Source organism: Nonomuraea sp. NPDC003727 (genome assembly GCF_053586935.1).
Genome location: NZ_JBSFNE010000007.1, coordinates 56,085 through 82,558 on the forward strand (window position 1 = coordinate 56,085; position 26,474 = coordinate 82,558).

Consider the following 26,474-nt stretch of genomic DNA (forward strand, 5'->3'; position numbering starts at 1 on the left):
CCGAGCGTCACGAGCGCAGTTCGGGGAACTGGTCGTCCCGCCACTCGGGCAGAGCGCTCTGTCCCGACGCTGCCTGCTCCTCCCGGCCGCGCAGCTCCACCCGCCGGATCTTCCCCGACACCGTCTTCGGCAGCTCGAAGAACTCCAGCCGGCGCACCCGCTGGTACGGCGGCAGCTTCTCCCTGGCGTGGCGCAGGATCGCCAGCGCGGTCTCCCTGCCGGGCTCCCAGCCGGGCGCCAGCGCCACGTACGCCTTGGGCACCGCCAGCCGTACCTCGTCGGGGGACGGCACGACGGCCGCCTCCGCCACGGCCGGGTGCTCGATGAGCACGCTCTCCAGCTCGAAGGGCGAGATCTTGTAGTCGGAGGCCTTGAACACGTCGTCGGTGCGCCCGACGTAGAAGATGTAGCCGTCGGCGTCGCGGGCGGCCACGTCACCGGTGTGGTAGTAGCCGCCGGCCATGGCCTCGGCGTGGCGCCGCTCGTCGCCCTGGTAGCCGGTCATGAGCGAGACCGGCCTGCGGCTCAGGTCGATGCAGATCTCGCCCTCGTCGGCGGGCTCGCCCGTGATGGGATCGACCAGCACCACCGGCACGCCCGGCGCCGGCAGCCCCATCGAGCCGGGTTTGACCGGCATGCCGGGAATGTTGCCGACCGACAGCGTGGTCTCGGTCTGGCCGAAGCCGTCGCGCAGGGTCAGGCCCCAGTGGTGCTGGACCTGTTCGATCACCTCGGGGTTCAGCGGCTCGCCGGCCGACACCGCCTCGCGCAGCCGCCCGGGGCCGCCCGACAGGTCGGCCTTGATCAGCATCCGCCAGACGGTGGGCGGCGCGCAGAACGTCGTCACCTCGGCCCGCCGGATCTGGTCGAGCAGGGCGGCGGGGTCGAACCTGCCGTAGTTGTAGACGAAGATCGTCGCCTGGGCGATCCACGGCGCGAAGAAGCAGCTCCACGCGTGCTTCGCCCAGCCGGGCGAGCTGATGTTCAGGTGGACGTCGCCGGGTCGCAGGCCGATCCAGTAGGTCGTCGACAGGTGTCCGACGGGATAGGAGACCTGGGTGTGCTCGACCAGCTTGGGCTTGCTGGTGGTGCCCGAGGTGAAGTACAGCAGCAGCGGGTCCGCGGGCGCGGTGCCGGGGTGCTTCGCCGGGGGGACGGGAGCGGCGTAGGCGTCGCGGTAGGCGGCCCAGCCCTCCGGGGCGTCACCCACGCAGATCCTGGTGTAGTCGCCCTTCACCTCGTCGAACTTGGCTGTGTCGGCGGCGTTGGCGACGACGTAGCGGGCGCCGCCCCTGTCGATGCGGTCCGCCAGGTCCGACGGGCCCAGCGCGGTGGTGGCCGGCAGGATGACCGCGCCCAGCTTCATCACCGCCAGCATCGACTCCCACAGCTCGACCTGGTTGTTGAGCATGAGCATCACCCGGTCGCCCCGCGAGACGCCCTGCCCGGCGAGGAAGGCGGCGACCTGGTCCGATCGCCGCGCCATCTCGTCGTAGGTGTAGCGGGCCTCGGAGCCGTCCTCCTCCACCACCCACAGCGCCGTCTGGTCGTTGCCGCGGGCGATCGCGTCGAACCAGTCGACCGCCCAGTTGAAGGTCGCCTCGAACCGCGGCCAGGCGAACTGCTCGACCGCTTCGGCGTGCCGCCCGCCCAGGTTCAGCAGCAGGTCGCGGGCCGTGCGATAGATCTCGGTGTTGCTGGTCGCGCCCATGGCGGCAACTCCTCTCGCTGGTTGCCACAAGCTACGACAGCAGTATCCGTCGCGGCACCCCCGAAAGGGGGAGACCGCACCGCCGCCGGCGAGGCCGTCCAGGGCTCGTCGGGGCGCGCGGGTCAGCGGGCCGTACGGCCGATCAGCTGGGGGACCGTGGTGCGGTGGCGGCGCAGGCGGCGCGAGAGCTGCCGGTGGATGCGCGAGGCCCACAGCGGCCCGCCGTAGATCATCCCCGTGTAGCCCTGCACCAGCGTGGCCCCGGCGAGCAGCCGTTCCCACACGTCGTCGACGTCCTCGACACCGCCCACGGACACCAGCGTCAGGCGGTCGCCCACGCGCGCCCGCAGCCGGCGCAACACCTCGAGCGAGCGCCCCTTGAGCGGCCGCCCCGACAGCCCGCCGGTCTCCCCGCCGTGCTGGATGGTGGTGTTCGTCGCGATGATCCCGTCGAGGCCCAGCTCCAGCGCGAGGTCGGCGACCGCGTCGATGTCGGCGTCGGCCAGGTCGGGCGCGATCTTCACCAGCAGCGGCGTACGGCGCGGCGTGGCGTCGGCGACCTCCTTGACAGCCACGAGCAGCGGCCGCAGCAGCTCGACGGCCTGCAGGTTGCGCAGCCCAGGCGTGTTGGGCGAGCTGACGTTCACGACGAGATAGTCGGCCAGCGGCGCGAGCTCCTTGGCGCCGGCGACGTAGTCGGCCGCCGCCTCGGACTCCGGCACGACCTTGGTCTTGCCGATGTTGACCCCGACCACGACGGGCACGCCCCTGGTACGGCGGAGCCTGCGGGCCGCCGCGTGGGCGCCCGCGTTGTTGAACCCCATCCGGTTGATCACGGCGTGCTTCCCGAGGTCGCGGAACAGGCGCGGCCGCGGGTTGCCGGGCTGGGCGTGGGCGGTGATCGTGCCGACCTCGACGTGGCCGAAGCCGAACGCCGACAGCGCCTCGGCGCAGGCCGCGTCCTTGTCGAACCCGGCGGCGAGCCCGAGCGGCCCGGGGAAGTGCACGCCGAAGGCCGTCACCCGCAGCGCGGGATCGCTGGGTGCGAGAAGCCGGTGGAGCAGCCGCTTCAGCAGCGGCAACGTGGAGAGCAGCGCGAGCGCTCTGACGGTCGCGTGGTGCACGGCCTCGGCGTCGAACCGCCGCAAGACCTGCGTGAACAGGAGTCGGTACATCAAGGCCAGGCTATCGGTCCCCGGTGGCCCCGATCACGAGGCCCGCTTCGTAGGCGACGATCGCCGCCTGCACCCTGTTGCGGACCTCCAGCCTGGTGAGGATCGTGCTGACGTAGGCCTTGACGGTGCCCTCGACGATGAACAGCCGCCTGGCGATCTCGGCGTTGGACAGCCCCTCGCCGACCAGGGCGAGCACCTCCTTCTCCCGCTCGGTGAGCACGTCGATCCGGTCGCGGGCGTGGGCGCCGCGCCCCATCCTGCCGCCGCTGATCTGGGTGATGACCCGGTGGGCGACCTTGGGCGACAGGTAGGCGGCGCCGCCGGCGACGGCGTGGACGCCCGCGATGAGCTCGCGCGGATCACCCGCCTTGAGCAGGAAGCCGCTGGCGCCGACGTCGAGCGCCTTGGCGATGTAGTCGTCCTCGCCGAAGGTGGTGAGCATGATGACCGCCGTGGCGGGGGCCACCCGGCGGATCTCGGCCGCGGCGGCGAGGCCGTCGAGCTTGGGCATGCGGATGTCGAGCAGGGCGACGTCGGGCCGGTGACTGATCGCGAGGTCGACGGCCTGCCTGCCGTCGCCCGCCTCCGCGACTACCTGGAAGGCGGGGTCCACGCTGAGGATCGCGCCGACCCCGGCCCTGATCATGGCCTCGTCATCGGCGAGGAGGATACGTACCACTTTTGTATAGTGCCCGACATGGCGCAGGTGAAGGTCTTCGGACGGCGGGACGTGTGGGCGGGGCGGCAGCGGGAGGTCTCCGACCTGCTGCACGCGTGCGTCACGAAGGCGTGGGGGCTGCCGGAGGACAAGCGGTTCCACCGTTTCCTGCTGCTCGACGCCGACGACCTGATCTGCCCGCAGCGCGGCGACGGCTACCTCATCGTGGAGATCGTCTGTTTCACCGGGCGCAGCGACGAGGCCAAGCGGGCGCTGATCCGCGAGGTGTTCGCGAAGGCTCCGGCCCTCGGGATCACGACCGACGACATCGAGCTAACGATCATCGAGATGCCCGCTGTGAACTGGGGTATCAGGGGCGTGCCTGCCGACGAGCTGGCGTTGCCGTACAAAGTCGAGGTCTAGCCGCAGCACCAGCACCGCGGTCAGGACGGCGACGCCGCCCGCGAGCTGGCCCGGCGTGAGGATCTCGCCGTACACGAGGGACGTGGACAGCAGCGTGACCACCGGCTCCGCGCACGACAGGATCGCCGCGGTGGGCGCGCCGAGCATCCGCACGCCCACGAACAGGGTCGCCATGGCCAGCACGGTGGACACCAGGCCGAGCAGGCCCGTCCACAGCCAGCCCTCGGCGGTCGCCGGCACCTGGAAGCCGCCGGCGAAGCCCAGCGTGATGGCGGCGGCCGTGCAGACGATGGCCGACAGCAGGTAGACGTCGACGTCGGCGGGCAGGCCGTCGGCGACGGTGAGGTAGAGGGAGTAGGCGACGGCCGCGCCGAGCGCGAGCAGCACGCCGGTGGTCCCGCCCTCGGCCACCCCGCCGAGGCCGAGCAGCAGCACCAGGCCCACGGCCGAGCAGGCGAGCGCGGCGAGCTTGCGCCGGTCGAGCGACTCCCTGCGCAGCGCCACGGCCAGGGCGGTGACCAGGGCGGGGAAGGTGTAAAGGAGCAGCGCGGCCAGCGAGGCGTCGATCCTGGCGACCGCGCCGAAGTAGCACAGCGCCTGGACGGCGTAGCCGACGGCGCCGAGCCCCACCGCGGTGGCGATCACCTTTCTCGTCGGAAGCGCGGGCCTGCGCCAGGCGCAGATGGCCCACAGCACGACGGCGGCGATGACGAACCTGCCGGTCAGCAGCTCCGTCACGCTCGCGCCGGACTGGTAGGCCTCCTTGGCGAAGATCGGCGACAGGCCGAACGCCGCGGCGGAGATCAGGCACCACAGCACTCCCATGCCCGGCAACCTAGGCAGCCTGGAGCCATCGAGGTAGCCTTGCTTTCCTTTGGAATCCGCAGGAATTACCTCTATGACCACGTTGCACCAGCTGCGCTGTTTCCTGGCCACCTTCGAGCACGGCTCGTTCACCGCCGCCGCCGCGGCGCTCGGCTACGCCCAGCCGTCCATCTCCGAGCAGGTGCGCCTGCTGGAGCAGCACCTCGACGTGTCGCTCTTCCTGCGTGTGGGCAGGGGCGTCGTGCCGACCGAGGCCGCGCTCGCGCTCCGCCCGCACGCGCTGGCCGCCATCGCGGCGGTGGACGAGGCGCGCAGGGCGGTGGCCGCGGTCCGCGAGATGCTGACGGGCACGGTACGGCTGGGCCTGTTCGGCACGGCCCGCTTCTACCTGGGCGCCGATCTGGTCGCCGACGTCCTCGAACGACATCCCGGCGTGCGCGTCGAGCTGATCGGGCAGAACTCGGCCGAGGTGCTCGACCACGTCCGCAGGGGCCGGCTGGAGGCGGCGGTCGCGACCGTGCCGGTCGCCGACGAGGGGCTGTCGGTGACGCCGGTGTTGCGTGACGAGCTGGTCTTCGTCAGCACCGAGCCCTCGGACCCCGTCACGCCCGAGCAGCTGGCCGCCCGCCCGCTCGTGCTTCCGAACATCAGCTGGCGCGAGGAGGACACCACCCGCCGCACGCTCACCAGCACCCTTCAGGCGGCGGGCCAGGTGCTGCGGCCCCGGGTGGAGGTGGAGGATCCCGAGATGGCGCTGGAGATCGCGGCGCGCGGCCTGGCGGCGACGGTGACGTGGCGGGGCGTCCTGCACCGGCTGGCCGACCGGCTGCCCGGCAACCTGCGGTGGGCGCCGCTCGACCCGCCGCTGCACGACACGTTCGCGATCGTGCACGGGCCCGCGCTCTCCCCCGCCACCCGCATGGTGCTGGAGCTGGCGTCGGCGCGCATGCGCGCGCTCGAGGCCCAGGTACGCAGGTGACCGCGGAAAAACCGGTCGACTCGACGGGCCGCGCGGCGGCACGATAGGAGGCCCACGAACCTCAGGGAGGACCAGATGCGGCAGAGCCTCGCGGCACCCCAGCGTCCTGTCCTTCTTCCTGTCGAGGTTCCACGCATCCATGACCACCCTGAACATCGGCGTGCTCGCGCACGTCGACGCGGGTAAGACCAGCCTCACCGAACGACTTCTCTTCGACGCGGGCGCCATCGACCGGCTCGGCAGCGTCGACGGCGGAGACACCCAGACCGACAGCGGGGCGATCGAGCGCCGCCGCGGCATCACCATCCGCTCGGCCGTCGCCGCCTTCGCGATCGGCGGTCTGCGGGTCAACCTCATCGACACCCCCGGCCACGCCGACTTCGTCGCCGAGGTCGAGCGGGCGCTCGGCGTCCTCGACGGCGCCATCCTGGTGATCTCGGCGGTCGAGGGCATACAGGCGCAGACCAGGGTCCTGCTGAAGACCCTGAAGAAGATGCGCCTGCCCACGCTCCTGTTCGTCAACAAGATCGACAGGAGGGGGGCGCTCCAGCGCGACATCCTCGCCGGGCTGCCCGTCATCGCCATGAACCGGGTACGGCAGGGCCGCGTCGTCTCCGTCCCGATCGACGCCGAAGCCCTGGCCGACCACGACGACGCGCTGCTGGAGGCGCTCGTGGAAGGCCGGGTGCCGAGCCACGACGAGCTGCTCAAGACGCTGGCCGTACGGACGGCCGGCTGCGAGGTCCACCCGGTCTTCCACGGGTCGGCGGTCGGCGGGCAGGGCGTGGCCGAGCTGCTCGGCGGCATCCGCGACCTGCTGCCGGTGCCCGCGCCGAGGGGGGAGGGGCTGTCGGGCACGATCTTCGCGGTGGAGCGCGACCAGGCCGGGCGGAAGGTCGCCTATCTGCGGCTGTTCTCCGGCGAGGTGCGCCCGCGGCAGAAGCTGGCCGGGGGCCAGGTCACCGCGCTGCGCGTGGTCGGCGCGGCCGAGGAGCCGACGCTGACCGCAGGCAACATCGCCAAGGTCTGGGGGCTGCACCGGGCCCGTGTCGGGGACCGGCTGTCCGACGAGGGCGGCGAGACCTCCGCGTTCGCGCCGCCGGGCCTGGAGACCGTCGTGCGGGCGGTCGACCCGGCCGACTCCGCGCGCCTGCACTCCGCGCTGCTCTGGATGGCCGAGCAGGACCCGCTCATCAGCACCCGCGTCCTGCCCGGCGGCGGCTCGTCGGTGCTGCTCTACGGCGAGGTGCAGAAGGAGGTGCTGGCCGAGCGGCTGCGCGACGAGTTCGGCGTCGAGGCGGTCTTCGCCGACAGCACGCCCGTCTACCTGGAGCGGCCGGTCGGCGTGGGCGCGGACGTGGCCGACATCGACGACCACGCCGTGCACCACTTCTGGGCCACCGTGGGTCTGCGCGTCGAGCCGGGCCAGGGCTTCACGTTCCGGCGCGAGGTGGAGCTGGGCGCGCTCCCGCCCAGCTTCGACCAGGCGATCGAGGACACCGTCCGCGCCACCCTCCGCGAGGGCCGGTACGGCTGGCCGGTCGTCGACTGCACGGTCACGCTGACCAGATCCGGCTACGCGTCGCCGGTCAGCACGGCGGGCGACTTCCGCGGCCTGACGCCCGTCGTGCTGCGGTCGGCGCTGGCCCGCGCGGGCACGAGGGTCTTCGAGCCGTGCCATGCCTTCGAGGTGGAGATCCCCTCCGCCGCGCTCGGTCAGGTCGTCGCCAGGCTGGCCGCGCTGGGCGCCGAGCTGGCCGACACCTCTCCCACGCTTGTCACGGGGTCGCTGCCCGCCCGTTCGGTCAACGAGGTCAAGAGGCAGCTGCCGGCGCTGACCGGGGGCACGGGCGTGTGGTGGTCGCGTCCGTCGGGCGATCGTCCGGTGCAGGGCCGGATTCCGCCGACACGGCGGTAGACACTCCATCCGCTCCGAATAACGGCGATTTCCCCGATCGCGGCCGGTGCCTACCGGCCGCGATCGGCATTCGCGGGACCATAAACGAGTAACTGGTATTTCCCGCACCAACTCACTGTCAATGAAATCTTGCCTGCCAATCTTCCGTTTCCCCTGCACGGTGCCGGAAACGATGATTGCCGGAGGGCTACGATCAAGGCCTTTGTTGCGGCATTTCTCGCGCAATGCGGAGGCAAATATCGGCACCTCGTCAAGAGCAAAGACAAGAGACTCACAAGAGCCGCCGGTGATCCTTGACTGGATTAGTCGGGCAATTAACGCATGCCCGACTTAAGGTGATTTATTCCGGAGAAATGATGGCTGTACCTGTTAGGGATGACCGCCATGCCAGGGAACGGGCGGGGCACCGACGGTCGAGACGTTGGGCGGCAGTCCAACCTCTCGGCCTGGTCGGCATGGACCTGGCGTGCATGACCGTCACCTCGCTGGCGGCCGGACAGGGGGCCGCGCGAGTCGCCCTCGCAGGAGCGCTGGTGGTGGCGGTGAACGCGGCGGGCCGCGGCTACGAGCCGCGGATCCTGCCGTCGAGCCTCGACCGGGGGTTCTGGCTGGCCGGCTCCGGGCTGGCCGCGTCGCTCGCCGCCTTCTGGGGAAGCACGTCGTTGACGGTGGTCGCCCTGACCTGCCTGCTCTTCACCTTCCTGGCCTTCTGCGGCAGATGCGTCTTCCATTCCGTGGTGCGGGGCGCCCGCCGGCGCGGCGTCACCACGCCCACCGTGATCGTGGGCGCCGACCGGCACGGGCAGCGCCTGGCCGTCACTCTGCTCGGCCATCCCGAGTACGGTCTGCTGCCGATCGGCTTCATCAACGACGGCGAGGAATCCGAGCTGCGGCTGCCGGTGCTCGGCAAGCCGGGTGACCTGCGCGAGATCCTGCGCGACCACGGCGTGCGCGCCGTCGTCCTCGCGGGCCAGGACGACCAGGCGACCGCCAGGACGGCCAGGTCGCTCGGGTGCGCGGTCTACTTCGCACCGGAGCCCGGCGACGTCATCGTCGACTTCGTCCCGCTGCGCGAGCACGTGCGGAGCTTCACCCTCCTGCGCATGCGTCCCGCCCCCCAGGCCCGGGTGACCTGGCCGCTCAAGAGGGTGCTGGACATCACGGCCGCCATGGTCGGCCTGCTGATCAGCGCACCGATCCTGGCCGTGTGCGCGGCGGTGGTGCGCTGGGAGATCGGCCCCGGCGTGCTGTTCAGGCAGCGCAGGGTCGGCTACGGCGGCGAGCCGATCGAGCTGATCAAACTGCGCACGCTCAAGCCCGTGGACGCCCACGAGTCGGCGACCCGCTGGAGCATCGCGCACGACCACCGGCTCGGCCCCGTGGGCAAGGCACTGCGCAAGACCTCCCTCGACGAGCTGCCCCAGCTGTGGAACGTGCTCAAGGGAGACATGAGCATCGTCGGCCCGCGGCCCGAGCGCCCGTTCTTCGTCGACCAGTTCTCCAGCTCGACGCCGCGCTACCACCTGCGTCACCGGGTGCCCGTGGGGATCACCGGCTGGGCGCAGATCCACGGCCTGCGCGGCGACACCTCGATCGAGGACCGGGCCCGCTTCGACAACCACTACATCGACGACTGGTCCCTCAGAACCGACTTCAAGATCATGCTCAGGACCGCGTGGTCCCTGCTTCGCCCTGGTGGCAGTTAGGAAATGCGCGTCGTGTTCACCCGCCTCCGGCGTCCCCTCACCCTGGTCCGCAGGCCGAGCGTTCTCGCGGCCCTGACCGTCCTGCTGACCTGCCTTCCCGACGGGCGGGCCGACCAGGCCGCCGCCGCGCACGTGACGGCGGCGGACATCGCGTCGGTAGGGCTGATCCTCGTGGCCGCGGCGTGCCTGGCGGCGCGCCGCGCGACGCTGCCGGGACGCGCGCTGGTGCTCGTGCCCGTCGTCCTCGCGGCGACGATCGCGACGCTGGCCTCACCCGACATGTTCACCAGCCTGCCGGGACACCTGAGGCACATCCAGATCTTCGTGCTGATCCCGCTGGCGGTCGTGGTGACGCTGCGCGACAGGGTCGACGCCTGGCTGGTGGGGGGCGCGCTGGTGGCCGCCGCCTCCGTCCAGGGGGTCATCGGCTGCTACCAGACGCTCACCGGGACGGGCGCGTCCTACGGGGGCGAGCGGGTGCGGGCCGTGGGCACGTTCGGCGCCCTCGACGTCATGGGGATGGCGACGGTGGTCAGCTACGGCGCGATCGTCCTGCTCGGCGCGGGGCTGACCCTGCGGGGCAGGTCCAGGGGCGCCGCGCTGGCCGGCGCGGCGCTGCTGGCCGTACCGCTGGTGCTGTCGCTGAGCCGCGGCGCCTGGCTGGCGATGGCGTGCGCCGCGCTGGTCATGCTCGTCATGTACGGCACGCGGACCGCGGCCCGCGTGATCATGGTGACCGCCGCGGCAGGAGTCCTGCTCGTCTTCGGCGTCGGCGTGGGCGCCGACACGATCGGCCAGCGCATCACGTCGATGACCTCGTCGGTCACCCAGCCCGACCAGTCGGTCAACGATCGCTACGACCTGTGGCGGACGGCCGCGGGCATGTGGCGGGACCACCCGGTGACCGGCGTGGGCCCGCGCAGGTTCGCCGCGCTGCGCGACAGCTACGCGCCCGCCAGCCTGTCGTCGAGCAGCGACACCGACGACCCCGTGCACGGTTTCCAGCGCCAGCCCCTGCTGTCGCCGCACAACATGTACCTGCTGGTGCTCAGCGAGCAGGGCGTGCTGGGGCTCGTCGCCTTCACGCTCATGCTCGCGGCGCTCCTGCTGTGGGCGGTCACGCGCGCCGGGCTCGTCGTCGCCGGGCTGCTCACCTGGGTGAGCGTCGACTTCGCCTACTCCGACATCGGTGGCCTGCCGACTCTCGTCACGGCCGTGGTGCTGGGCGCCGGGCTCTCGTGGGCCGCGGGCGGGTGGGCGCGATGACGTCCACCGGCACGCCTGGGCTGAAGGCGGCCAGCCTCACCGCGGTGCTGGTCGGGCTGGGGTTCCTGCTGGGGTTCGGCCGCGACCTGCTCATGGCCAGGACCTTCGGCGCCGACTCGGGCACCGACGCCTTCCTCGTCGCGTGGATGGTGCCGGAGACCGCGGCGCCGCTGCTGATCGAGGGCGCCATGGCGTTCCTGATGGTGCCGCTGTTCAGCAGGGCGGCGGAGCTGGACGACGACGTCAGGCACCTGATCTCGGCGACGCTGCCGCACATGGGCGTCGCGCTGCTGGCGCTGAGCCTGGTGACGGCGGCGGGGGCGCCCTGGCTGGTCGGCGTGCTCGCTCCGGGCATCGCGGACCCCGCGCTCGCGGTCGGCTGCATGCGGTTCACCTCGGTCACGATCCTCATGTTCGGGCTGGCGGGATACGCGAGCGCCGCCCTGCGCGCCAACGACGTGTTCGGGCCGCCCGCCACGGTCACCGTGGCCTACAACGTGGGCATCGTCGCGTGCGTGTGGTGCTTCCACGACCTCGGCGTGTCCGCCGCGGCGGTGGGGGTGGCGATCGGGGGGCTGGGCATGGTGCTGGTCCAGGCGCCCTCGTTCGTCCGCAGGCTCGGCCTGCCGCGCCGGCCCGCGGCCAGGATGCTGCTGCCGCTCGGCGCGTTCGTCCCCGTCGCGGCCTTCACCCTGGAGCGTCAGGGTCAGGTGTTCGTCGAGCGCTTCGTCGGATCGTCGCTCGCCGAGGGGTCCATCTCGCACCTCAACTACGCGCAGAAGATCGCCCAGGTGCCGATGATGCTCTCGCTCGTCGTCGCCACGGTGAGCTTCCCGCATCTGGTCCGCGCCATCACGGCGGGCGACGTCGCCGCCGCCCGGCGGCGCCTGACCGACGACCTGCTGGCCGCCGCCGCGATCGTGCTGCTGGCCACCGCCGTGCTGGTGGTGTGCGCGCCCGACATCGTGCGGCTGCTGCTGCAGCACGGCGCCTTCACCGACGCCGACACCGCGGCGACCGCCGAGATCATGCGGATCTACGCGCTCGGCCTGCTCGGCCAGGCCGTGGTCGGCGTCGTCTGCAGGGTGTTCTTCTGCGGCTCGCGCCCGAGCTGGTTCCCCGCGATGGCGATGATGGCGGGCCTGGCCGCCACGATCGCGCTGGCCACGCCGTCGGCGGAGGCGGCCGACATCGCGGCGGCCAACGCGGCGGGCATCACGCTCACGGCGGTGATCCTGCTGGCCGGCCTGCGCGGCCCCGCCGTCGGCATGCCGGTGCGGGAGATCGCCGGGCCCGCCGTCCGCCTGCTCGTCGCCGCCGCCGTCACCGCCGCCGCCGGGTGGGGGACGCGTTCGCTGCTGGAAGGACTGCCGTCGGCGGCCGCGCTCGTGCTCGCCGCGCTCGCGATGGCGGTGACGTTCTGCGCCGTGACAGCACTCACGGGAACTGAGGAGATCAACAGGATGATCAGGATTCGAGGTCGTTCGTGACCGCCATGCCGCTCGTGCTCATGTACCACTCGGTGACGAAGTACGACAGCGACCCGCTGCTCGTCACCGTCTCACCCGACCGGTTCGCCGCCCAGATGCGCTGGCTCGCCGGCCGCGGCCTGCGCGGGGTCGCGATGCGCGACCTGCTCGCCGCCCGGCGACCGGGTACGGCACGCCGCCTGGTCGGGCTGACCTTCGACGACGGCTACGCGGACTTCGCCGGCGAGGTCGTCCCCGTCCTCCTCCAGCACGGTTTCACCGCCACCGTCTTCCCTGTCACAGGTGAGCTCGGCGGCCACAACGCCTGGGACTCCGGATACCCGCGCAAGCCGCTCATGGACGCCGACGACGTGCGCAGGATGGCGGACCTCGGCATGGAGGTCGGCTCGCATTCCGTGGGGCACCGCTCGCTGCCCACCCTGTCCGACGACGAGCTCGCGCACGAGCTGGTGGCGAGCAAGGAGCGGCTGGAGGACATCACCGGCACCGCGGTGACCGGCTTCTGCTACCCGTACGGCCACGTCGGCGCCCGCGAGGTGGCCGCCGTCCGCGACGCGGGCTACGGCTACGCGTGCGCCATCTGGAAGTCCGAGGTCACCGGCGTCCACGCGTTGCCGCGCACCTACATCGGCGATCGTGACGGAGCGCTGCGGCTGCACGCCAAGCGGCTGCGACACCGGATGCGGTGGGGGTCGTGAAGGTCCTGCACGTCATCACCGGACTCGCGGCGGGCGGCGCCGAACAGCAACTGCGGACGCTGCTGCCGTACATGAGCGCGCGGTGTGAGGTCGCCGTGCTGACGGGGCTCGGCGTGGTGGCCGAGGCCATCAGCGCGAGCGGTGTCCCGGTCCACCAGCTCGGCATGCGCGGCAACCGCGATCTGCGGGCGGTCGGCCGGCTGGCCAGGCTGATGCGGGCGGGCCGGTTCGAGGTGGTCCACGCGCACCTGTACCGGGCCTGCGTGTACGGCAGGCTGGCCGCGCGCCTGGCCAACGTCCCCGCGATCGTGGCGACCGAGCACTCGCTCGGGGACGAGCGGATCGAGGGCCGGCGCATCACCATGCCGATCAGGCAGCTCTACCTGGCCAGCGAGCTTCTCGGCCACGCCACCGTGGCGGTGTCCCCGTCGGTGGCCGAACGGCTGGCCACGTGGGGGATCCCGCGCTCGCGCATCGTGGTGATCGCCAACGGCGTCGACGCCGACGCGTTCCGCTACGACCCCCGGCTGCGGGAGCGGACCAGGGCCCGACTCGGGCTGCCCCAGGACGCCTTCGTGGTCGGCGGGGTGGGCCGTCTGGAGCCGGGCAAGCGCTTCGACCTGCTCATCGAGGCCATGAAGGGCCTGGAGGACGCGTTCCTCCTGCTGGTCGGGACGGGATCGGTGCGGCGGCGGCTCGAGGATCTGGCCCGCGCGCTCGGGGTCGAGCGCCGCGTGGTCTTCGCCGGTGAGTCGGCCGACATGCGGGCCATGCTGTCGGCGATGGACGTGCTGGCCGCGCCCTCGCAGGAGGAGACGTTCGGCCTGGCCGTCGTCGAGGCGCTGGCCGCGGGGCTGCCCGTCCTGTACGACACCTGCCCCGCCATCGACGACCTGCCCCCTGACGCCGCGCCCGGAGCGCGGCGTGTCCCGGGGGGCGGGCTGGGCGCCGAGATCAGGACGCTGGCCGCGACGCGGCCCGCCCGGCTGGCGCCTCCTGGAGCCGTCCGGCTCTACGACATCCGACATCAGGTCGCCCAACTGGAAGCGCTCTACCGGCGCCTGCTGGGCGCCGCCGCGGACAAGGAGTAGCGATGACATCGAAGCGGGCTCAGGTGACGCAGTGGCTGGCGCGGTTGTGGCTGCCGCTGTCGCTGCTGTTCGGTGTGCTGGGGGGACTGTTCTACTCGCTGGCAAAGGAACCCGTCTACACCTCCGACGCCTACGTCGTGGTGGTGTCGGAAGGCGACATGGCGCAGGCGGTGCACTTCGCCCAGGCCTACACCAGGATCGCCGTCCAGCCCTTCATCATCGGCAACGAGCAGGCGGGCGGGACGCTGAGCGCGACGGCCTCGCCCGACGCGCCCATCATCAGGCTCACCGCGCAGGCCGCGACCGCGCTCGACGCGGCCGCGCGGGCCGACCAGGCCGCCTCGGCGCTGATCCTCTACGCCAACGGGCACGCCGCCGACACCAGGGTGCGGCTGACCAGCTTCGCCACCGCCTCGGTCGCCACCTCGCCGTCGTCGCCGGTGCTGCTGGTCAACATCAGCGTCGGCGGCGCGGCGGCGGCGCTCGTCACCGGTCTGCTCTATCTGGGGGCGCCGTACGTGCGTCCCAGGAGCAGGCGGGAGCCGGCCGCCGCTCCTGACGAGAAGGCTCCCGCGATGAGTGGAGCCGAGGCGTGAAGGGCGCCGCGTCCACGGGCCCGCGCGTGCTGCACGTGACGCAGCCCGTCGACGGCGGCGTGGGCGCGTACGTGGCCGCGGCGGCGGCCGACCAGGTACGGCGCGGCTGGCAGGTCGCGGTCGCGTGCCCTGGAACGGGACCGCTGCGCGGACGGCTGGCCGAGCTGGGCGTGCCCTGGCTCGACTGGCCCGCCGGACGGGACCCCGGCCCGCGCGACCTGGCGGCGATCCGCCGGCTGCGCCGGCTGGTCGACGCGTTCGCGCCCGACGCGGTCCACCTGCACTCGTCGAAGGCGGGGCTGGCCGGCAGGGCGGCGATCCGCGGCCGGATCCCCACCCTCTTCCAGCCGCACGGCTGGTCATGGCTGGCCGGCCGGGGTCTGGTGGCCAGGGCGGCGCTGGCGTGGGAGCGCCGCGCCGCCCGCTGGACCGGCCTGACGGTCTGCGTGGGCGAGGGAGAGGCGGCGCTCGCGCGCCGGCACGGCGTGGGCGGCGACCAGGTTGTCGTGCGCAACGGCGTCGACCTGCGCCGGTTCCGCCCGGCGGGCAAGGAGGAACGGGCGACGGCGCGGGAGCGCCACGGCATCCTCTGGTCGGCGCCGCTGGCCGTGTGCGTCGGCAGGATCACCCGCCAGAAGGGGCAGGACCTGCTGCTGTCGGCATGGGAGCGGGTCGTCGAGGAGTGCCCGCAGGCCAGGCTCGTGCTCGTCGGCGACGGCGACCTGCACGACGAGCTGCGCGCGCTGGACGTCCCCGGGGTCTGCTTCGTCGGCGACGTGGCCGACGTCCGCCCCTGGTACGTCGCCGCCGACGTGGTGGTCCTGCCGTCGCGCTGGGAAGGCTTGCCGCTGACCGCCCTCGAGGCCATGGCCACGGGGCGGTCGCTGGTCTGCTACGACGTGCCGGGCCTGGCCGAGCTGGTCGGCGACGGCGTGGGCGCCGCCGTACCGGCGGAGGACGTCGCGGCCCTGGCCGAGGCCCTGCTGCTCAGGCTCTCGCAGCCTGGCCTCGCGGCGGCCGAGGGGCTGGCCGCCGCGGCGCGCTCCGCGGCCTTCGACGCCGCCGTCGCCTTCGGCGAGCTCGCCCAGCACACGCTGCGAACGGCGAACGGCGGGTGGGCAGGCACCGGCGGCGTGGGCGGCGGGGCGGGCATCGGCCGCGGGACCGGGCTGGCGGGGACCTCGGCCGGTGCGCCGGGGGCCTGCGCGACGGGCAGCACCGGCGAGGGCGTGACCGGGGCCGGGATGACCGGGGTCGGCGCCAGAGGGGTCGGTACGGCCGGGTCCCGCGTGGCCGGGGCCGTGACGACCGGGCCTGTGGTGACCGGCTCCGTGGGCTCGGGCCCCGTCGTGGCCGGTCCCGTGACCGGCTCCGGCGTGGAGGACGGCGCCGTGCCAGACGTCGGGGCAAGCGTCGGGTCGGGCGTGCCGGGTGCGGTCGCGGACGGGCTCGGCACGGGCGTCGGGATCTCCGGGGTCGGTGTCGCGGGAAGCGGGGTAAGTGTCGCGCGGACCTGCGACTGCACCATCGTCCGGAAGAGCTCCGAGGAGTTCGGGTTCGACGAGCACTGCCAGACGCCGTGCGGACAGTAGTCGGTGATCGAGTGATACACGACGTTGTGCGTGGCGATCCAGTCGAGCATCCGGCGTACGAAGCCGGGCCGGTCGCCGTGGTGGAAGAGCCCCCACTCGGGGAACGACATCGGCTTTCCCCGCTCGGCGGCGAAGTCGGCGTGCGCCTGCAGGCCGTACGGCTGCTCGACGTAGTGGGAGAAGGTCTTGCCCGGCTCCATGTCGTAGTTGTCCATGCCGATGATGTCGACGACGTCGTCACCCGGGTAGCACGTCGTCCACTCGATGGCGTCGCGGCCGCGGGCGGGCGCGAAGTCGAAGCGGAAGCGCTGGCCGGGGATCGCCCGCATGGCGGTGACGACGCGCCGCCAGTAGGCCTTCCACGCGTCAGGATCCGGCTTGCACCGGTGGGAGTAGGTGGTGCCGTTCATCTCCCAGCCGAGCACGATGATGGTGTCGGCCGCGTTGCCCGCCACCAGCTTCTGCGCCAGGCGCTCGAAGAACGGGTCGAACGCGCCGTTCGCGCCCGCGCGGAGCAGCACGGCCACCTCGTCGTCGGACATCTCGTTCTCGTTCGGGGTGATCATCGGCACGTTCAGGGCCAGGATCCTGCCCGGCTTGGCGGCGCGCCAGCGCAGCCACGGTTCGAGGATGAATCCGGGCCCCTGCAGCGCGTCCCAGGACTCCCCCGGCAGATATGTACGGCCGACCGTCACCTCGGCGCCCAGCCAGGCCTCGAAGCCGGGCAGCCGCTGAGGACCTCGCTCGTCGGAGGCGAGGAAGACACCGAGCGCGGCGGGTCTGTGCTCGGGCTCTTCACGTTGCGCGCCGTCGACGCGGCTGCTCGCGGAAAGCCACGCCATGGCGGCCGATCCGGCGAGCATCGCGAAAAGACAGCGCACGTATCCCTTTTTGGCGGTCATTGCGAACGTCCCTATATGTCGTCTCAGGTCTCACCGTATATACCCCGCTCGGCGAAAAAGCCAATATCCGACTCGCGAGTTGCCGAGAAATGTCCGAGATGAGGCGTTTGACTTTTGGAATGGAACGCACGACATGCTTGATACGACCGTTCCCGCACTAGTGCTGCGGATGGACGACAATATCTTTCACCACGGAACACTCGGCGCCATTCGCTCCCTTGGCCGGGCCGGAGTGGAAGTGCACGGAATCATCGAGGGACGGCACGCACCCGTCTCCCGGTCGAAATACCTCAGCCGCATGTACACCTGGCCACCGGGCGGAGAGGTCGTCGAGACGCTGACCGCGGTGGCCAAGCGGATCGGCCGCAGGGCCGTCCTGGTCGCCATGGACGACGCCGGCGCCATCGCCGTCGCCGAGCACGCGGCGGAGCTCAGCCACTGCTTCCTGCTGCCCGGCCAGGCGCCGGGCCTGCCGCGGCGGCTCGCCGACAAGGCCGCGCTGTCCTCCCTGTGCACGTCACTCGGCGTGGCGCAGCCGGAGACCCGCGTCGTGACCTGCCCGGACGACATCGCCGCCGCCGTGGCGGACCTCGGCCTGCCGCTGGTGGCCAAGTGGGCCCAGCCGTGGCGGCTGCCCAGGCAGGCGGGCCTGCGCAACACCAGCCTGATCCACCGGCCCGAGCAGGCGGACGGGCTGCTCGGGCACGGCTTCGACTGCGACCTGCTGCTGCAGCGTTTCGTGCCCGGCGGGCCCACCTCGGACTGGTTCTTCCACGGCTACTACGACGAGGACTCCAGCTGCCTGTTCGGCGGCACGGGACGGAAGGAGCGCGCCTACCCGCCCGGCGCCGGCCTCACCACGTACGGCAGGGCGCTGCCCAATCCCGCGATCGAGGACGTGGCGCACGGCATGGCCGCCGCGCTCGGCTACCGCGGCGTGCTGGACATGGACTTCCGCTACGACGCCGCCGAGGACGTGTACTACCTCGTCGACTTCAACCCGCGACTCGGCGCGCAGTTCCGTCTCTTCGGCGACGGCCGCGGGCTCGACCTCGTGCGCGCCATGCACCTGCACCTGTCCGGGGAACACATACCGCCGGCCCGTTTCGTCCATGGGCGAACTTTTCTGGTGGAAAACTACGACATTTACCCCGCATTTCGCGCCGGACGCGAACGAACCTGCACCGCATGGCTGCGGGCCGTACGGGAGGCAGACGAACTCGCCTGGCTTTCCGCGGACGATTTCTGGCCCTTCGTGGCAATGGCTAGACAGTCGATAAAGCGTGGCTTTACCCGCCTCGCACAGGGTCGGAAATAGGCTTTTAGGGGACAACGAACAGGAGGGGAAGTTTTGCAGACGCCGGTGATTGACGTGGCAATTGTGGGCGCCGGTCCCTATGGACTCTCGGTCGCCACCCACGCGCTGGCGGCGGGTCTCGACGCCCGGGTTTTCGGACGGCCGATGCAGGCATGGGAATGGCACATGCCGCGCGGAATGCTGTTGAAATCCGAGCCGGACGCGTCCCATCTCAGCGACCCCGACCGGCGATACGGCCTCGACGCCTTTCGCCGCTACTCGTATGGCGAGCCCGTCCCGGTGGAGACGTTCATCGCCTACGGCAAATGGTTTCGCGCGCAAACGGTGAAGGACGCGCTCGACGAGTCGACCGTGACCGGCATCGGCACCGAAGGCGGGCTGTTCAGCGTCACGCTGTCGTCCGGCGCCACCCTGCTGGCCAGGACGGTGGTCCTGGCGCTGGGCTTCCTGCCGTTCGCGCACCGGCCCAACGCGCTGGCGCAACTGCCGCCGGAGGTGTCGTCGCACAGCTGCGAGCACCACGACCTGTCGGCCTTCGCCGGCAGGCACGTGGCCGTCGTCGGCGCGGGCCAGTCCGCGCTCGAGACGGCGACGCTGCTCGTGGAGGCAGGGGCGAAGCCGCGTATCGTCGCCAGGACCACGTCGCTGGCGTGGAACGACACGCCCGACGAGCGGCGCTCGGTTCTCACGCGCACGCTGGCGCCCCGCTCGGGCCTCGGCACGGGCTGGCCGTCGTGGGTGTGGTCCGAACTGCCCGGTGCCGTCAGGTACCTGCCGAAGGCGGCCCGCAGCCACATCGTGCGCACCACGCTGGGGCCCGCGGGCTCGTGGTGGCTCAAGGAGCGCTTCGACGGCGCCGTCCCGGTGACGCTGGGCGTGCGGCTGGAGGGCGCGGACCACCGCGACGCCGTACGGCTGCACCTGACCACCGCCAGGGGCACGGTCAAGACGCTGGAGACCGAGCATGTGATCGCCGCGACCGGATACCAGGTCGACGTCGGCAGGATCGACATCCTCGACCCGAACCTGCGCCGCGGCGTCAGCGCGGGCGGGCCGCGGCCGCGGCTGTCACGGACGTTCGAGACCCGGGTGCCCGGCCTCTACATGGTCGGACTGGCCGCCGCCGCCACCTTCGGCCCGGCCATGAGGTTCGTCCACGGCAGCGACTTCGCCGCCAGACGAGTCACCCGCGGACTGGTGAGCCAGGTCCGCAAGTCAACGTGATCCTTTCGGGACAAGAACAGGGAGCGAAATTGGGTGTGCGCGTAATCCTCGCCGGGATGACCGCGGCCTTCGTCGGGGTCACGGGCATCGTTCCCTTCGCATACGCGAGCGGGCGCCCGGCATCGTTCACGAACTCGTCGACCGAGGCCATAGGCGACACGCCCTCGGGCGTGATGGTCACCGTACGCAAGGTGATGGTCAACGGAAGCCGGGTGGGCTCCGCCGAAGTGTCGCTCGCCGACCCGGCGGCCCCGCCCGACGAGTACCTCATGCCCGTCAACGCCAAGGCGGAGGCGGGCATCGTCGACCGCTACGAGAACTTCACGGTCGAGGCCAACGAGTGGAGCGACGTCGCCGAGCTGACGTTCACCTTCTCCAGGCCGGTCCGCGATCCCCGGCTGCACGTCTTCGGCACCGGCGGCAGGGCGGAGGACCTCTCCGGCAGGCGGGACGACTACTGGGCGGGAGTGGAGCTGGTCAGCGGGACACCGACCATGCCGTCCTTCTCCCGCGTGGCGGGCTTCCCCGGCTACGAGGTCACCGGCACCTCGATCGTGCCCGAGCGGGTCTACCGGGTCCACTCCACCACCTGCGGCGTCGTCTACACCTGCGGCACCGTCCAGGTGAACGGCACGGTCACCTCGTTCACGATCCGGCTGCGCGCCCGCAACGTGCGGACCAGGGGCGACGCGGGCACCCCGCACCTGTGGGGCGCCTTCAAGCTGTCGCTGCACGAGGACGACTCCGACGCGCCCTCCTCGTACGGCCCCGCCTCGCACGCCATCACCGACATCTTCATCGGCGAGAACGCGACGGCCGACAACGCCGACACGCTGAGCTTCGAGGCGCGGGCCATCCGAGGGGACGCCGACACCGACGACGCGCTGAGCGGCGACGAGCTCGTCCTCGAGGACGACGCGACGGCGTACTCGCTGACCGTGCCCATCAGGTCGGCTTCGGACGCCGTCCTGGCGGGGTGGATCGACTTCGACCGCGACGGCAGGTTCGACGACGAGGAGCGGGCGCTCGCGGAGGTGGACCGCCGCGACGACAGCGAGACGCTGACCTGGAACCTTCCCGAATCGATGCAGGCCGGCAGCACGTGGATGCGGCTGCGCGTGACCGCCAGGCCCGAAGGGGTGGAGCGGCCGACGGGATGGGCCGACAGCGGCGAGGTGGAGGACTACCGCTTCGACCTGCCGCAGCGCGTGGCCATCACCCCGCAGGCCGACACACCCGCCGGCACCACGCCGACCATCACCACGGTCGCCGCGCCGGCGGTCGTCCCGCCGACGGCCACTCCGGCGCCGGTCACCCCGGCGGCGGTCAACCCGCCGAAGGTGGTCCCGCCGAAGATGATCAGGCCGAAGCTGGGCATGCCGAAGGTGACGTGGCGGACGGTCAGCCCGGACAAGCGGCAGTGGCCCTCGATACACAGCCGGAAGGACGGCTCCCGGGCCGAGCGGCGCGAGCACGCGACGCGGGGGGCCCGCCGGGCCTGGGCCGAGGGCGACCGGGCGACGCGGAACCGGCGGGCGGGCGACGCCGAGCCGGGCCGCGCCCGGCAGGCGCACGCCCCTGAGCTCCGCCGGGCCTGGGGGGCGCACGACCCCGCACCCGAGCGCGCCAGGCGCGAGCGGGCCGGGACCGACCGCGCCGGCCGCGGCCGGGCCACGGACACCAAGAAGCCCTGGGCGACCGCCGCGGCGGAGCGTGAGATGCGGGCCGCGATCAGGGAGGTAAGGAGACAGGCCGCGGCCCAGGCCAGGCGGCAGCGGGCCGGCCAGCAGTCCGGCCAGTCCAGCCAGCAGTCCGGGCAGCAGTCCGGCCAGCAGGCCGAGTCCGGTCAGCAGTCCGGGCAGCAGGCCGACACCGGGCAGCAGTCCGGCACCGGGCAGCAGGCCGAGGACAGGTACCAGCAGGCCGAGTCCGGTCAGCGAGCCGCGGCCTGGAGCGAGCGGACCGCGTCGGAGGCCGTCCACGGGCGGGCGGCGGACCGGCGCACGCGGGCCGAGGCGAACGACGACCTGCTCGACATCACGCGTGACTGGAACGACCGGTTCGGCGCCACAGGCGACGACGACGCGCGGCCCGGCCTCGTGAGCGGCAGGAACAGCCGGCCGACGAGCGACAGGAACGACCAACCGACGGTCGGCAGGAACGACCAGGCCACCGTGGGCGGGCACGACCAGCCGACGGTCGGCAAGAACGCCCAGGCCGCCGTGGGCGGGCACGACCAGCCCAACGCCAGGCGGGAACAGGACGACCGGACCAAGACCAGGCGGGAGCGTCAGCGCGAGCGCGACGACGCCAGGCGCGCCCTGGAGCAGTTCCGCCGCCAGCTGGGCGAGTCGCGCAGGCGCGAGACGCCCTGGAAGCCCGCTCAGATCAGGGAACTCGCCAAGGAGGAGCTGAGGCGGCACGTCGCCATCGGCAGGCTTCCCGAGTTCTAGACATGACCGCGACGGGCTCGTCGAGCTCGCCGATCGGCTCCCAGCGAGGCCCGCATTCCGATGCGGGCCTCGCTTCCTTTTCCCCCACGGTTTCCCGCGGGCTTCCCGCGCCTTCTTTCCCACGTCTCCCAGCCCATCGCGCACCCCGCGTCGACCGTCCGGGGCGGGTTCAGCGGGTGCCCGCCGTCTGGACCTCGAGGAGGCTCGCCTCGTGCCGTTCCGCCTCGTGGGCGGCGCGACCTCCGCGCACGCCGAAGAGGCGCTTGGTGACGACGATGTAGGCGACGGCCGCGAGGTTCACGACCAGGAACGTCACCCGGATCCAGGTGATCCGGTGGCTCAGCTCGTAGATCTCCAGCGGGATGAAGACCGAGGTGGCGATCACCGCGAAGTACTCGCCCCACCGCTTGAGCAGCCACAACCCGACGCTCTCGACGACCAGGATCACGCCGTACGCGGTGAGGGCGACGGTCAGCAAGGTCAGCGTCCTCGTGCCGGTCGCCAGCAGCTGGTGCAGGGTGAGGACGAGTTTGGAGTCGGCCAGGCGCCAGCCGAGCCGTTCGGCCAGCGGCATGAGCAGCGGCAGGTACTCCTCGAAGGCCCTGTTGATCGCCTCCTTGCCACCCTTGAAACGCCAGACGCCGTAGGCGGCCAGGAACAGCAGCAGCGCCCTGGCGAACCGTTCGAGCGCGAGGAGCCGGAGGATGGCGGCGTCGCGCAGGGCCCGGCCGCGCAGGACGAGCGGAGCCTCGTCGGCGGGGCCGGTGCCGTGCGGCGGTCCGAGGGTGAAGTCGCCGCAGCGCAGGCAGCGCCACACCTCGCCGAGCGTGGTGTCGGCGCGCAGCCGCCGTCGCAGATGCGGCTCGTCTGGGGCGTAGGTGACGTGACCGCGCCGGCTGCAGGCGCGAAGGCTCCAGTCCATGACGACAGGCACTCCTCAGCGTGGGACACCTTGTTCCTTCCCGCCGCGGGGCCTTCTACGGGCGACGATCCGCCGGCCGGCCGTACGGGGCGGCGGCACCTTGACATGGCCACGTTCCAACGGAGATCGTTTCGCCTCAGGAATCACCCCTCCCAGGGGCCGACCTCGGAAGAGCGCCATGAAGCTGATCATCGGTGGGTGCGTGCTGGTGGCGATCGCGGGCGCGTTATGGGTGCGAAGGCGCTACGTGGTGGTCACCGTCGAGGGGACCAGCATGCTGCCGACCCTGGCCGACGGCGATCGCGTCCTGGTGCTCAGGCGCCGGATCGACCAGGTCAGCAGGGGTGACGTGGTCGTGCTCGAGCCGCCGCCGACGCCCGCCGAGCCTGGTCCGCCGGGACCGGACGGCCGGCAGTGGAACATCAAGCGTGCCGTCGCGTTGCCCGGCGACCCGGTGCCGCCGGGCATCGACGACAGCGTGACCCGGGTACCGGCCGGCGCGCTGGTCGTCCTCGGCGACAACAGCGACAGCGTCGACTCCCGCCAGCGCGGGTTCTTCGACGCCGACCGGCTGCTCGGCGTCGCGCTGCGCCGGTTTGGCGGACACTCCCGGTAACCGCGGCCATCGTGCGGTTTCGACTTCTCGGCCCGATGCGGATCCAGGTCAACGGGTCCCCGGTCAGGATCACGGCGCCGAAGCAACGGACCGTCCTCGCCATGCTGCTGGCGCGGGCGGGTCACGTCGTCCCCATCAGGTCGCTGGTGGCGGAGGTGTGGGACGAGCAGCCGCCCCGCTCCGCGGTGGCGAACCTGCGCACCTACCTCATGCAGCTGCGCAAGCTGTTGCCGGACGAGGAACGGCTGGTCACCTCGGACGTCGGCTACCTGTTGCACGTCGGGCCGGAGGAGTTCGACCTCTTCGAGTTCGAGGCGCTGTCGGCACGCGGCCGCCAGGCGCTGGCCAGGCGCGACCTGAGCGCCGCCGAGGAGTCCTTCACCCGGGCCCTGGCGCTGTGGGACGGGACGGCGGCCGAAGACGTGCCGCTCGGCCCCACCCTGCGCGAGGTGGTCGCCCGCCTCACCGACCACTACCTGGGCGTGGTGGAGGAACACGCCGACATCCAGCTCGCGCTCGGCAAGAACGCGACGGCGGCGACCCGGTTGCGCGAGGTGATCGGGCAGTATCCGCTGCGCGAGCGGCTGCACGGCCAGCTCATGGTGGCCCTGTACCGCAGCGGCGACGTGGTCGGCGCGCTGGAGGCGTTCGGCGCCGCCCGCCGGGTCCTGGCCGACGAGCTGGGCATCGACCCTGGACCGGACCTTCGCCTGCTGCAGCAGGCGATCCTGCGCAGGGACGCCGGCCTGCTGGCACCGGACCGTGACACGGTGGCCGTCCCGACCGACGACGGGCGCCCGCGTCCCCGCCTGCTGCCGCGGGCGCCGATGGTGTTCGTGGGCCGGGCGGCCGAGCAGGCCCGGCTGCACACCGTCCTGCACGGCGAGGCGGGCCCGTCCGTGGTGACGCTGCACGGCCCCGGCGGCGCGGGCAAGTCGGCGCTCGCGGTGAAGGCGGCGCACCGCGTGGCCGACCACTACCCCGACGGCCAGCTCTATGTCGACCTCCAGGGATCCACACCCGGCCTGCCCCCGTTGCGCCCTGCCGAGGTGCTCGGCCGCTTCCTGCGCGCGCTGGGCGTGCCGCCCGGTGACGTTCCCGCCGCGCCGGCGGAGGCGGCCACCCACTACCAGTCGCTGCTGGCCGACCGGCGGGTCCTGGTCGTCCTCGACAACGCGGTCAGCGCCGCCCAGGTGGCGCCGCTGCTGCCGGCGGGCGAGGGCTGCGCGGCTCTGATCACCAGCCGCGTCGCGCTGACCACCGTGGACGCCGTGCCGATCGCCGTCGGCATGCTCGACGAGGCCGAGTCGGTGCGCCTGCTGACGTTGCTAGCCGGCGAACGGGTGGCCGCCGAGGCGAAGGCTGCCGCGGAGATCGCGTCCTGGTGCGGCTACCACCCCCTGGCGCTGCGCATCGCCGGCGCGCGGCTGGCGGGCCGGCCCGACTGGTCGCTGGCCCGCTTCGGCGAGCGGCTGGGCGACGAGCACCGGCGGCTGGACGAGCTGCAGGCGGCCGACCTGCGGCTGCGCTCCTGTTTCGAGGTCGGGTACGGCACGCTGACGAGCACCGCGAAGGCCGCCTTCCGGCTGTTCGGCGTGCTGGAGGTGCCCGAGGTGGGCGTCGAGCTCGCCGCCGCGCTGATGGACACCGACCGGGCGACGGCGGAGAGCGCGCTCGACGAGCTGATCGAGGCGCGCCTGCTCGATCCGGTCGGTGACGGCCGGTTCCGCATGCACGACCTGCTGCGCCTCTTCGCGGCGGAGCTGGCCGGCGGCCATGACGCGCCGGAGGAGCGCGCGGGTGCGGTCGGGCGGGCCCTGGAGTGGTATCTCGACGGCTGCCGCCGACTGCAGCACGTGTTGCAGCCGCACCTGCTGCCCGCCGTCGAGGGCGCCGACGCCTCCGCCGTCGCCCCGCCGGATCCCGCCGCCGCTGTGCGATGGCTGGACGCGGAGCTGCCGTGCCTGGTGGCGGCGGCCGTACAGGCGGTGAAAGAGGACCAGGGCGGCTTCGCCGTCGCGCTGATGCCCCTGATCAAGGCCATCGCGATGAAGAGCGGCTACTGGCGGGAGCTGGAGACCGTCGCGCGGCTGGCCATCGACGTCGCGCGGCGCGAAAGCGACCGCGTCGCGGAGGCGTCCACGCTGGTGACGCTGGGACTGGTGGAGTGGAGGTCCGGCCAGGCCGAGGCGGCGCACGACCTCCTGCGCCGGGCCCTCGATCTCTGGCGCGACCTGGGCAGGCGCGAGGAGGAAGGGCTGGCGCTGCACAACCTCGGCTGGCTGTGCATGCAGACCGGCGAGCTCGACGCGGCCCTCGACCACATCACCGCGGGCCTGCGCCTGCTGGAGGCGCACGGGTCGAACCGCATCGGGCTGGTCACCCACAACCTGGGCGAGGTGCTGCTCCGGCTGGGCCGGTACGCCGAGGCGGCGGACCGCCTCGAAGAGTGCCTGTCCGTCCGGCGCGCCGACCGCGACCTGTACGGCGAGAGCATCACCCTGGCCGCGCTCGGCCGCGCCTACTGCCTGCTCGACCGGCGGGAGAAGGCGCTGGAGGTGCTGACCGAGGCGCTGGCCCGCTGCGAGGAGATCGGCAACAGGGAGGACCAGTGGGAGGTCCTGCTCAGCAGGTCCGAGATCCGGCTGCGGCAGGGTGATCCGGGCGCGGCCGTGGCCGACCTGGCCCGCGTCCTGGAGCTGACCGACCAGATCGGCGACGCGTACGGCCGCGCCGCCGGCACCCGGCAGCTCGCCCGAGCCCGCGCGGCCCTCGGCGACCCGCGCGCCGCGGCGGACGCCGCCAGGGCCGCCGGCCTTTTCGCCGACCTTTTCGCCGACCCGTCGAAGCGCCGCGATCCGGTGCTGGAACGGCTGCTCACCGCCCGGTTGTAGCGCGGCTGTATGGGGCG

21 protein-coding genes and 1 pseudogene are annotated in these 26,474 nt (G+C 72.4%); 16 read left to right on the top strand and 6 right to left on the bottom strand.

Features of this window, described 5'->3' with window-relative positions; genetic code table 11:
- Positions 1 to 7 precede the first annotated feature (7 nt).
- From ACWDLG_RS18980 to ACWDLG_RS18990, 3 genes are all read right to left on the bottom strand, one after another.
- Positions 8 to 1,711: an AMP-binding protein gene (locus ACWDLG_RS18980; protein ID WP_449921539.1), complete on the bottom strand. Its 1,704-nt coding sequence runs from the start codon at positions 1,709 to 1,711 to the stop codon at positions 8 to 10.
- A 122-nt stretch (positions 1,712 to 1,833) separates the two neighbouring features.
- Positions 1,834 to 2,886 (bottom strand): quinone-dependent dihydroorotate dehydrogenase, encoded by a 1,053-nt coding sequence (locus ACWDLG_RS18985; RefSeq protein WP_449921541.1) that lies wholly within the window; start codon positions 2,884 to 2,886, stop codon positions 1,834 to 1,836.
- A 10-nt stretch (positions 2,887 to 2,896) separates the two neighbouring features.
- Positions 2,897 to 3,565, bottom strand: coding sequence for a response regulator (locus ACWDLG_RS18990; RefSeq protein WP_449921544.1), 669 nt, complete (start codon positions 3,563 to 3,565; stop codon positions 2,897 to 2,899).
- A gap of 18 nt (positions 3,566 to 3,583) precedes the next feature.
- Between ACWDLG_RS18990 and ACWDLG_RS18995 the strand changes: the two genes are divergently transcribed.
- Positions 3,584 to 3,967 carry a tautomerase family protein gene (locus ACWDLG_RS18995; protein WP_354919921.1) on the top strand — a complete coding sequence of 128 codons (384 nt, stop codon included), beginning with the start codon at positions 3,584 to 3,586 and terminating at the stop codon, positions 3,965 to 3,967.
- Here ACWDLG_RS18995 and ACWDLG_RS19000 read toward each other — a convergent pair.
- Positions 3,878 to 4,792: a DMT family transporter gene (locus tag ACWDLG_RS19000; RefSeq protein WP_449921547.1), complete on the bottom strand. Its 915-nt coding sequence runs from the start codon at positions 4,790 to 4,792 to the stop codon at positions 3,878 to 3,880. The two genes, ACWDLG_RS18995 and ACWDLG_RS19000, sit on opposite strands and share 90 nt — an antisense overlap.
- 73 nt (positions 4,793 to 4,865) lie before the next feature.
- On the opposite strand from ACWDLG_RS19000, the gene ACWDLG_RS19005 reads away from it, so the two are divergent.
- The 9 genes from ACWDLG_RS19005 (at position 4,866) to ACWDLG_RS19045 (ending at position 16,128) form a co-directional block, all read left to right on the top strand.
- The gene (locus ACWDLG_RS19005; RefSeq protein WP_449921549.1) at positions 4,866 to 5,771 is read left to right on the top strand and encodes a LysR family transcriptional regulator; all 906 of its coding nucleotides are present in this window, start codon (positions 4,866 to 4,868) and stop codon (positions 5,769 to 5,771) included.
- 139 nt (positions 5,772 to 5,910) lie between these two features.
- Positions 5,911 to 7,689: a GTP-binding protein gene (locus tag ACWDLG_RS19010; protein WP_449921550.1), complete on the top strand. Its 1,779-nt coding sequence runs from the start codon at positions 5,911 to 5,913 to the stop codon at positions 7,687 to 7,689.
- Between the two features lie 470 nt (positions 7,690 to 8,159).
- Entirely contained in the window at positions 8,160 to 9,395 is a 1,236-nt protein-coding gene (locus ACWDLG_RS19015) for a sugar transferase (RefSeq protein WP_449921553.1), read from the top strand.
- 12 nt (positions 9,396 to 9,407) lie between these two features.
- Positions 9,408 to 10,661: an O-antigen ligase family protein gene (locus tag ACWDLG_RS19020; protein ID WP_449921556.1), complete on the top strand. Its 1,254-nt coding sequence runs from the start codon at positions 9,408 to 9,410 to the stop codon at positions 10,659 to 10,661.
- Entirely contained in the window at positions 10,658 to 12,151 is a 1,494-nt protein-coding gene (locus ACWDLG_RS19025; protein ID WP_449921559.1) for a lipid II flippase MurJ, read from the top strand. The genes ACWDLG_RS19020 and ACWDLG_RS19025 overlap by 4 nt, the downstream gene beginning before the upstream one ends.
- Positions 12,152 to 12,156: 5 nt before the next feature.
- On the top strand, positions 12,157 to 12,849 hold the full coding sequence (locus tag ACWDLG_RS19030) for a polysaccharide deacetylase family protein (protein ID WP_449922139.1): 693 nt from the start codon (positions 12,157 to 12,159) through the stop codon (positions 12,847 to 12,849).
- Positions 12,846 to 13,940 carry a glycosyltransferase gene (locus ACWDLG_RS19035; protein WP_449921560.1) on the top strand — a complete coding sequence of 365 codons (1,095 nt, stop codon included), beginning with the start codon at positions 12,846 to 12,848 and terminating at the stop codon, positions 13,938 to 13,940. Before ACWDLG_RS19030 ends, ACWDLG_RS19035 begins: the two co-directional genes overlap by 4 nt.
- Positions 13,941 to 13,942: 2 nt before the next feature.
- Positions 13,943 to 14,536, top strand: a complete 594-nt coding sequence (locus ACWDLG_RS19040; RefSeq protein WP_449921562.1) for a hypothetical protein — start codon at positions 13,943 to 13,945, stop codon at positions 14,534 to 14,536.
- Entirely contained in the window at positions 14,533 to 16,128 is a 1,596-nt protein-coding gene (locus ACWDLG_RS19045) for a glycosyltransferase (protein ID WP_449921563.1), read from the top strand. Before ACWDLG_RS19040 ends, ACWDLG_RS19045 begins: the two co-directional genes overlap by 4 nt.
- 257 nt (positions 16,129 to 16,385) lie before the next feature.
- On the opposite strand, the pseudogene ACWDLG_RS19050 reads toward ACWDLG_RS19045, so the two are convergent.
- Positions 16,386 to 16,538 (bottom strand): annotated as a pseudogene (locus ACWDLG_RS19050) (glycosyl hydrolase family 26); the annotation flags it as partial.
- Between ACWDLG_RS19050 and ACWDLG_RS19055 the strand changes: the two are divergent.
- The 4 genes from ACWDLG_RS19055 (at position 16,528) to ACWDLG_RS19070 (ending at position 22,025) form a co-directional block, all read left to right on the top strand.
- Entirely contained in the window at positions 16,528 to 16,863 is a 336-nt protein-coding gene (locus ACWDLG_RS19055; protein WP_449921565.1) for a hypothetical protein, read from the top strand. The pseudogene ACWDLG_RS19050 and the gene ACWDLG_RS19055 overlap by 11 nt on opposite strands.
- A 405-nt stretch (positions 16,864 to 17,268) precedes the next feature.
- The gene (locus ACWDLG_RS19060) at positions 17,269 to 18,348 is read left to right on the top strand and encodes a carboxylate--amine ligase (RefSeq protein WP_449921567.1); all 1,080 of its coding nucleotides are present in this window, start codon (positions 17,269 to 17,271) and stop codon (positions 18,346 to 18,348) included.
- A gap of 63 nt (positions 18,349 to 18,411) precedes the next feature.
- Positions 18,412 to 19,572: an NAD(P)-binding domain-containing protein gene (locus ACWDLG_RS19065; protein WP_449922141.1), complete on the top strand. Its 1,161-nt coding sequence runs from the start codon at positions 18,412 to 18,414 to the stop codon at positions 19,570 to 19,572.
- 35 nt (positions 19,573 to 19,607) lie between these two features.
- Positions 19,608 to 22,025, top strand: a complete 2,418-nt coding sequence (locus tag ACWDLG_RS19070; protein WP_449921568.1) for a GEVED domain-containing protein — start codon at positions 19,608 to 19,610, stop codon at positions 22,023 to 22,025.
- Between the two features lie 169 nt (positions 22,026 to 22,194).
- Here ACWDLG_RS19070 and ACWDLG_RS19075 read toward each other — a convergent pair whose 3' ends face one another.
- Positions 22,195 to 22,947 (bottom strand): DUF2127 domain-containing protein, encoded by a 753-nt coding sequence (locus ACWDLG_RS19075; protein WP_449921570.1) that lies wholly within the window; start codon positions 22,945 to 22,947, stop codon positions 22,195 to 22,197.
- A 178-nt stretch (positions 22,948 to 23,125) separates the two neighbouring features.
- Between ACWDLG_RS19075 and lepB the strand changes: the two genes are divergently transcribed.
- Together lepB and ACWDLG_RS19085 are read left to right on the top strand one after the other, a co-directional pair.
- Entirely contained in the window at positions 23,126 to 23,563 is a 438-nt protein-coding gene (lepB, locus tag ACWDLG_RS19080; RefSeq protein WP_354919882.1) for a signal peptidase I, read from the top strand.
- Positions 23,564 to 23,574: 11 nt separating this feature from the next.
- Positions 23,575 to 26,457, top strand: coding sequence for a BTAD domain-containing putative transcriptional regulator (locus tag ACWDLG_RS19085; RefSeq protein WP_449921571.1), 2,883 nt, complete (start codon positions 23,575 to 23,577; stop codon positions 26,455 to 26,457).
- Positions 26,458 to 26,474 lie beyond the last annotated feature (17 nt).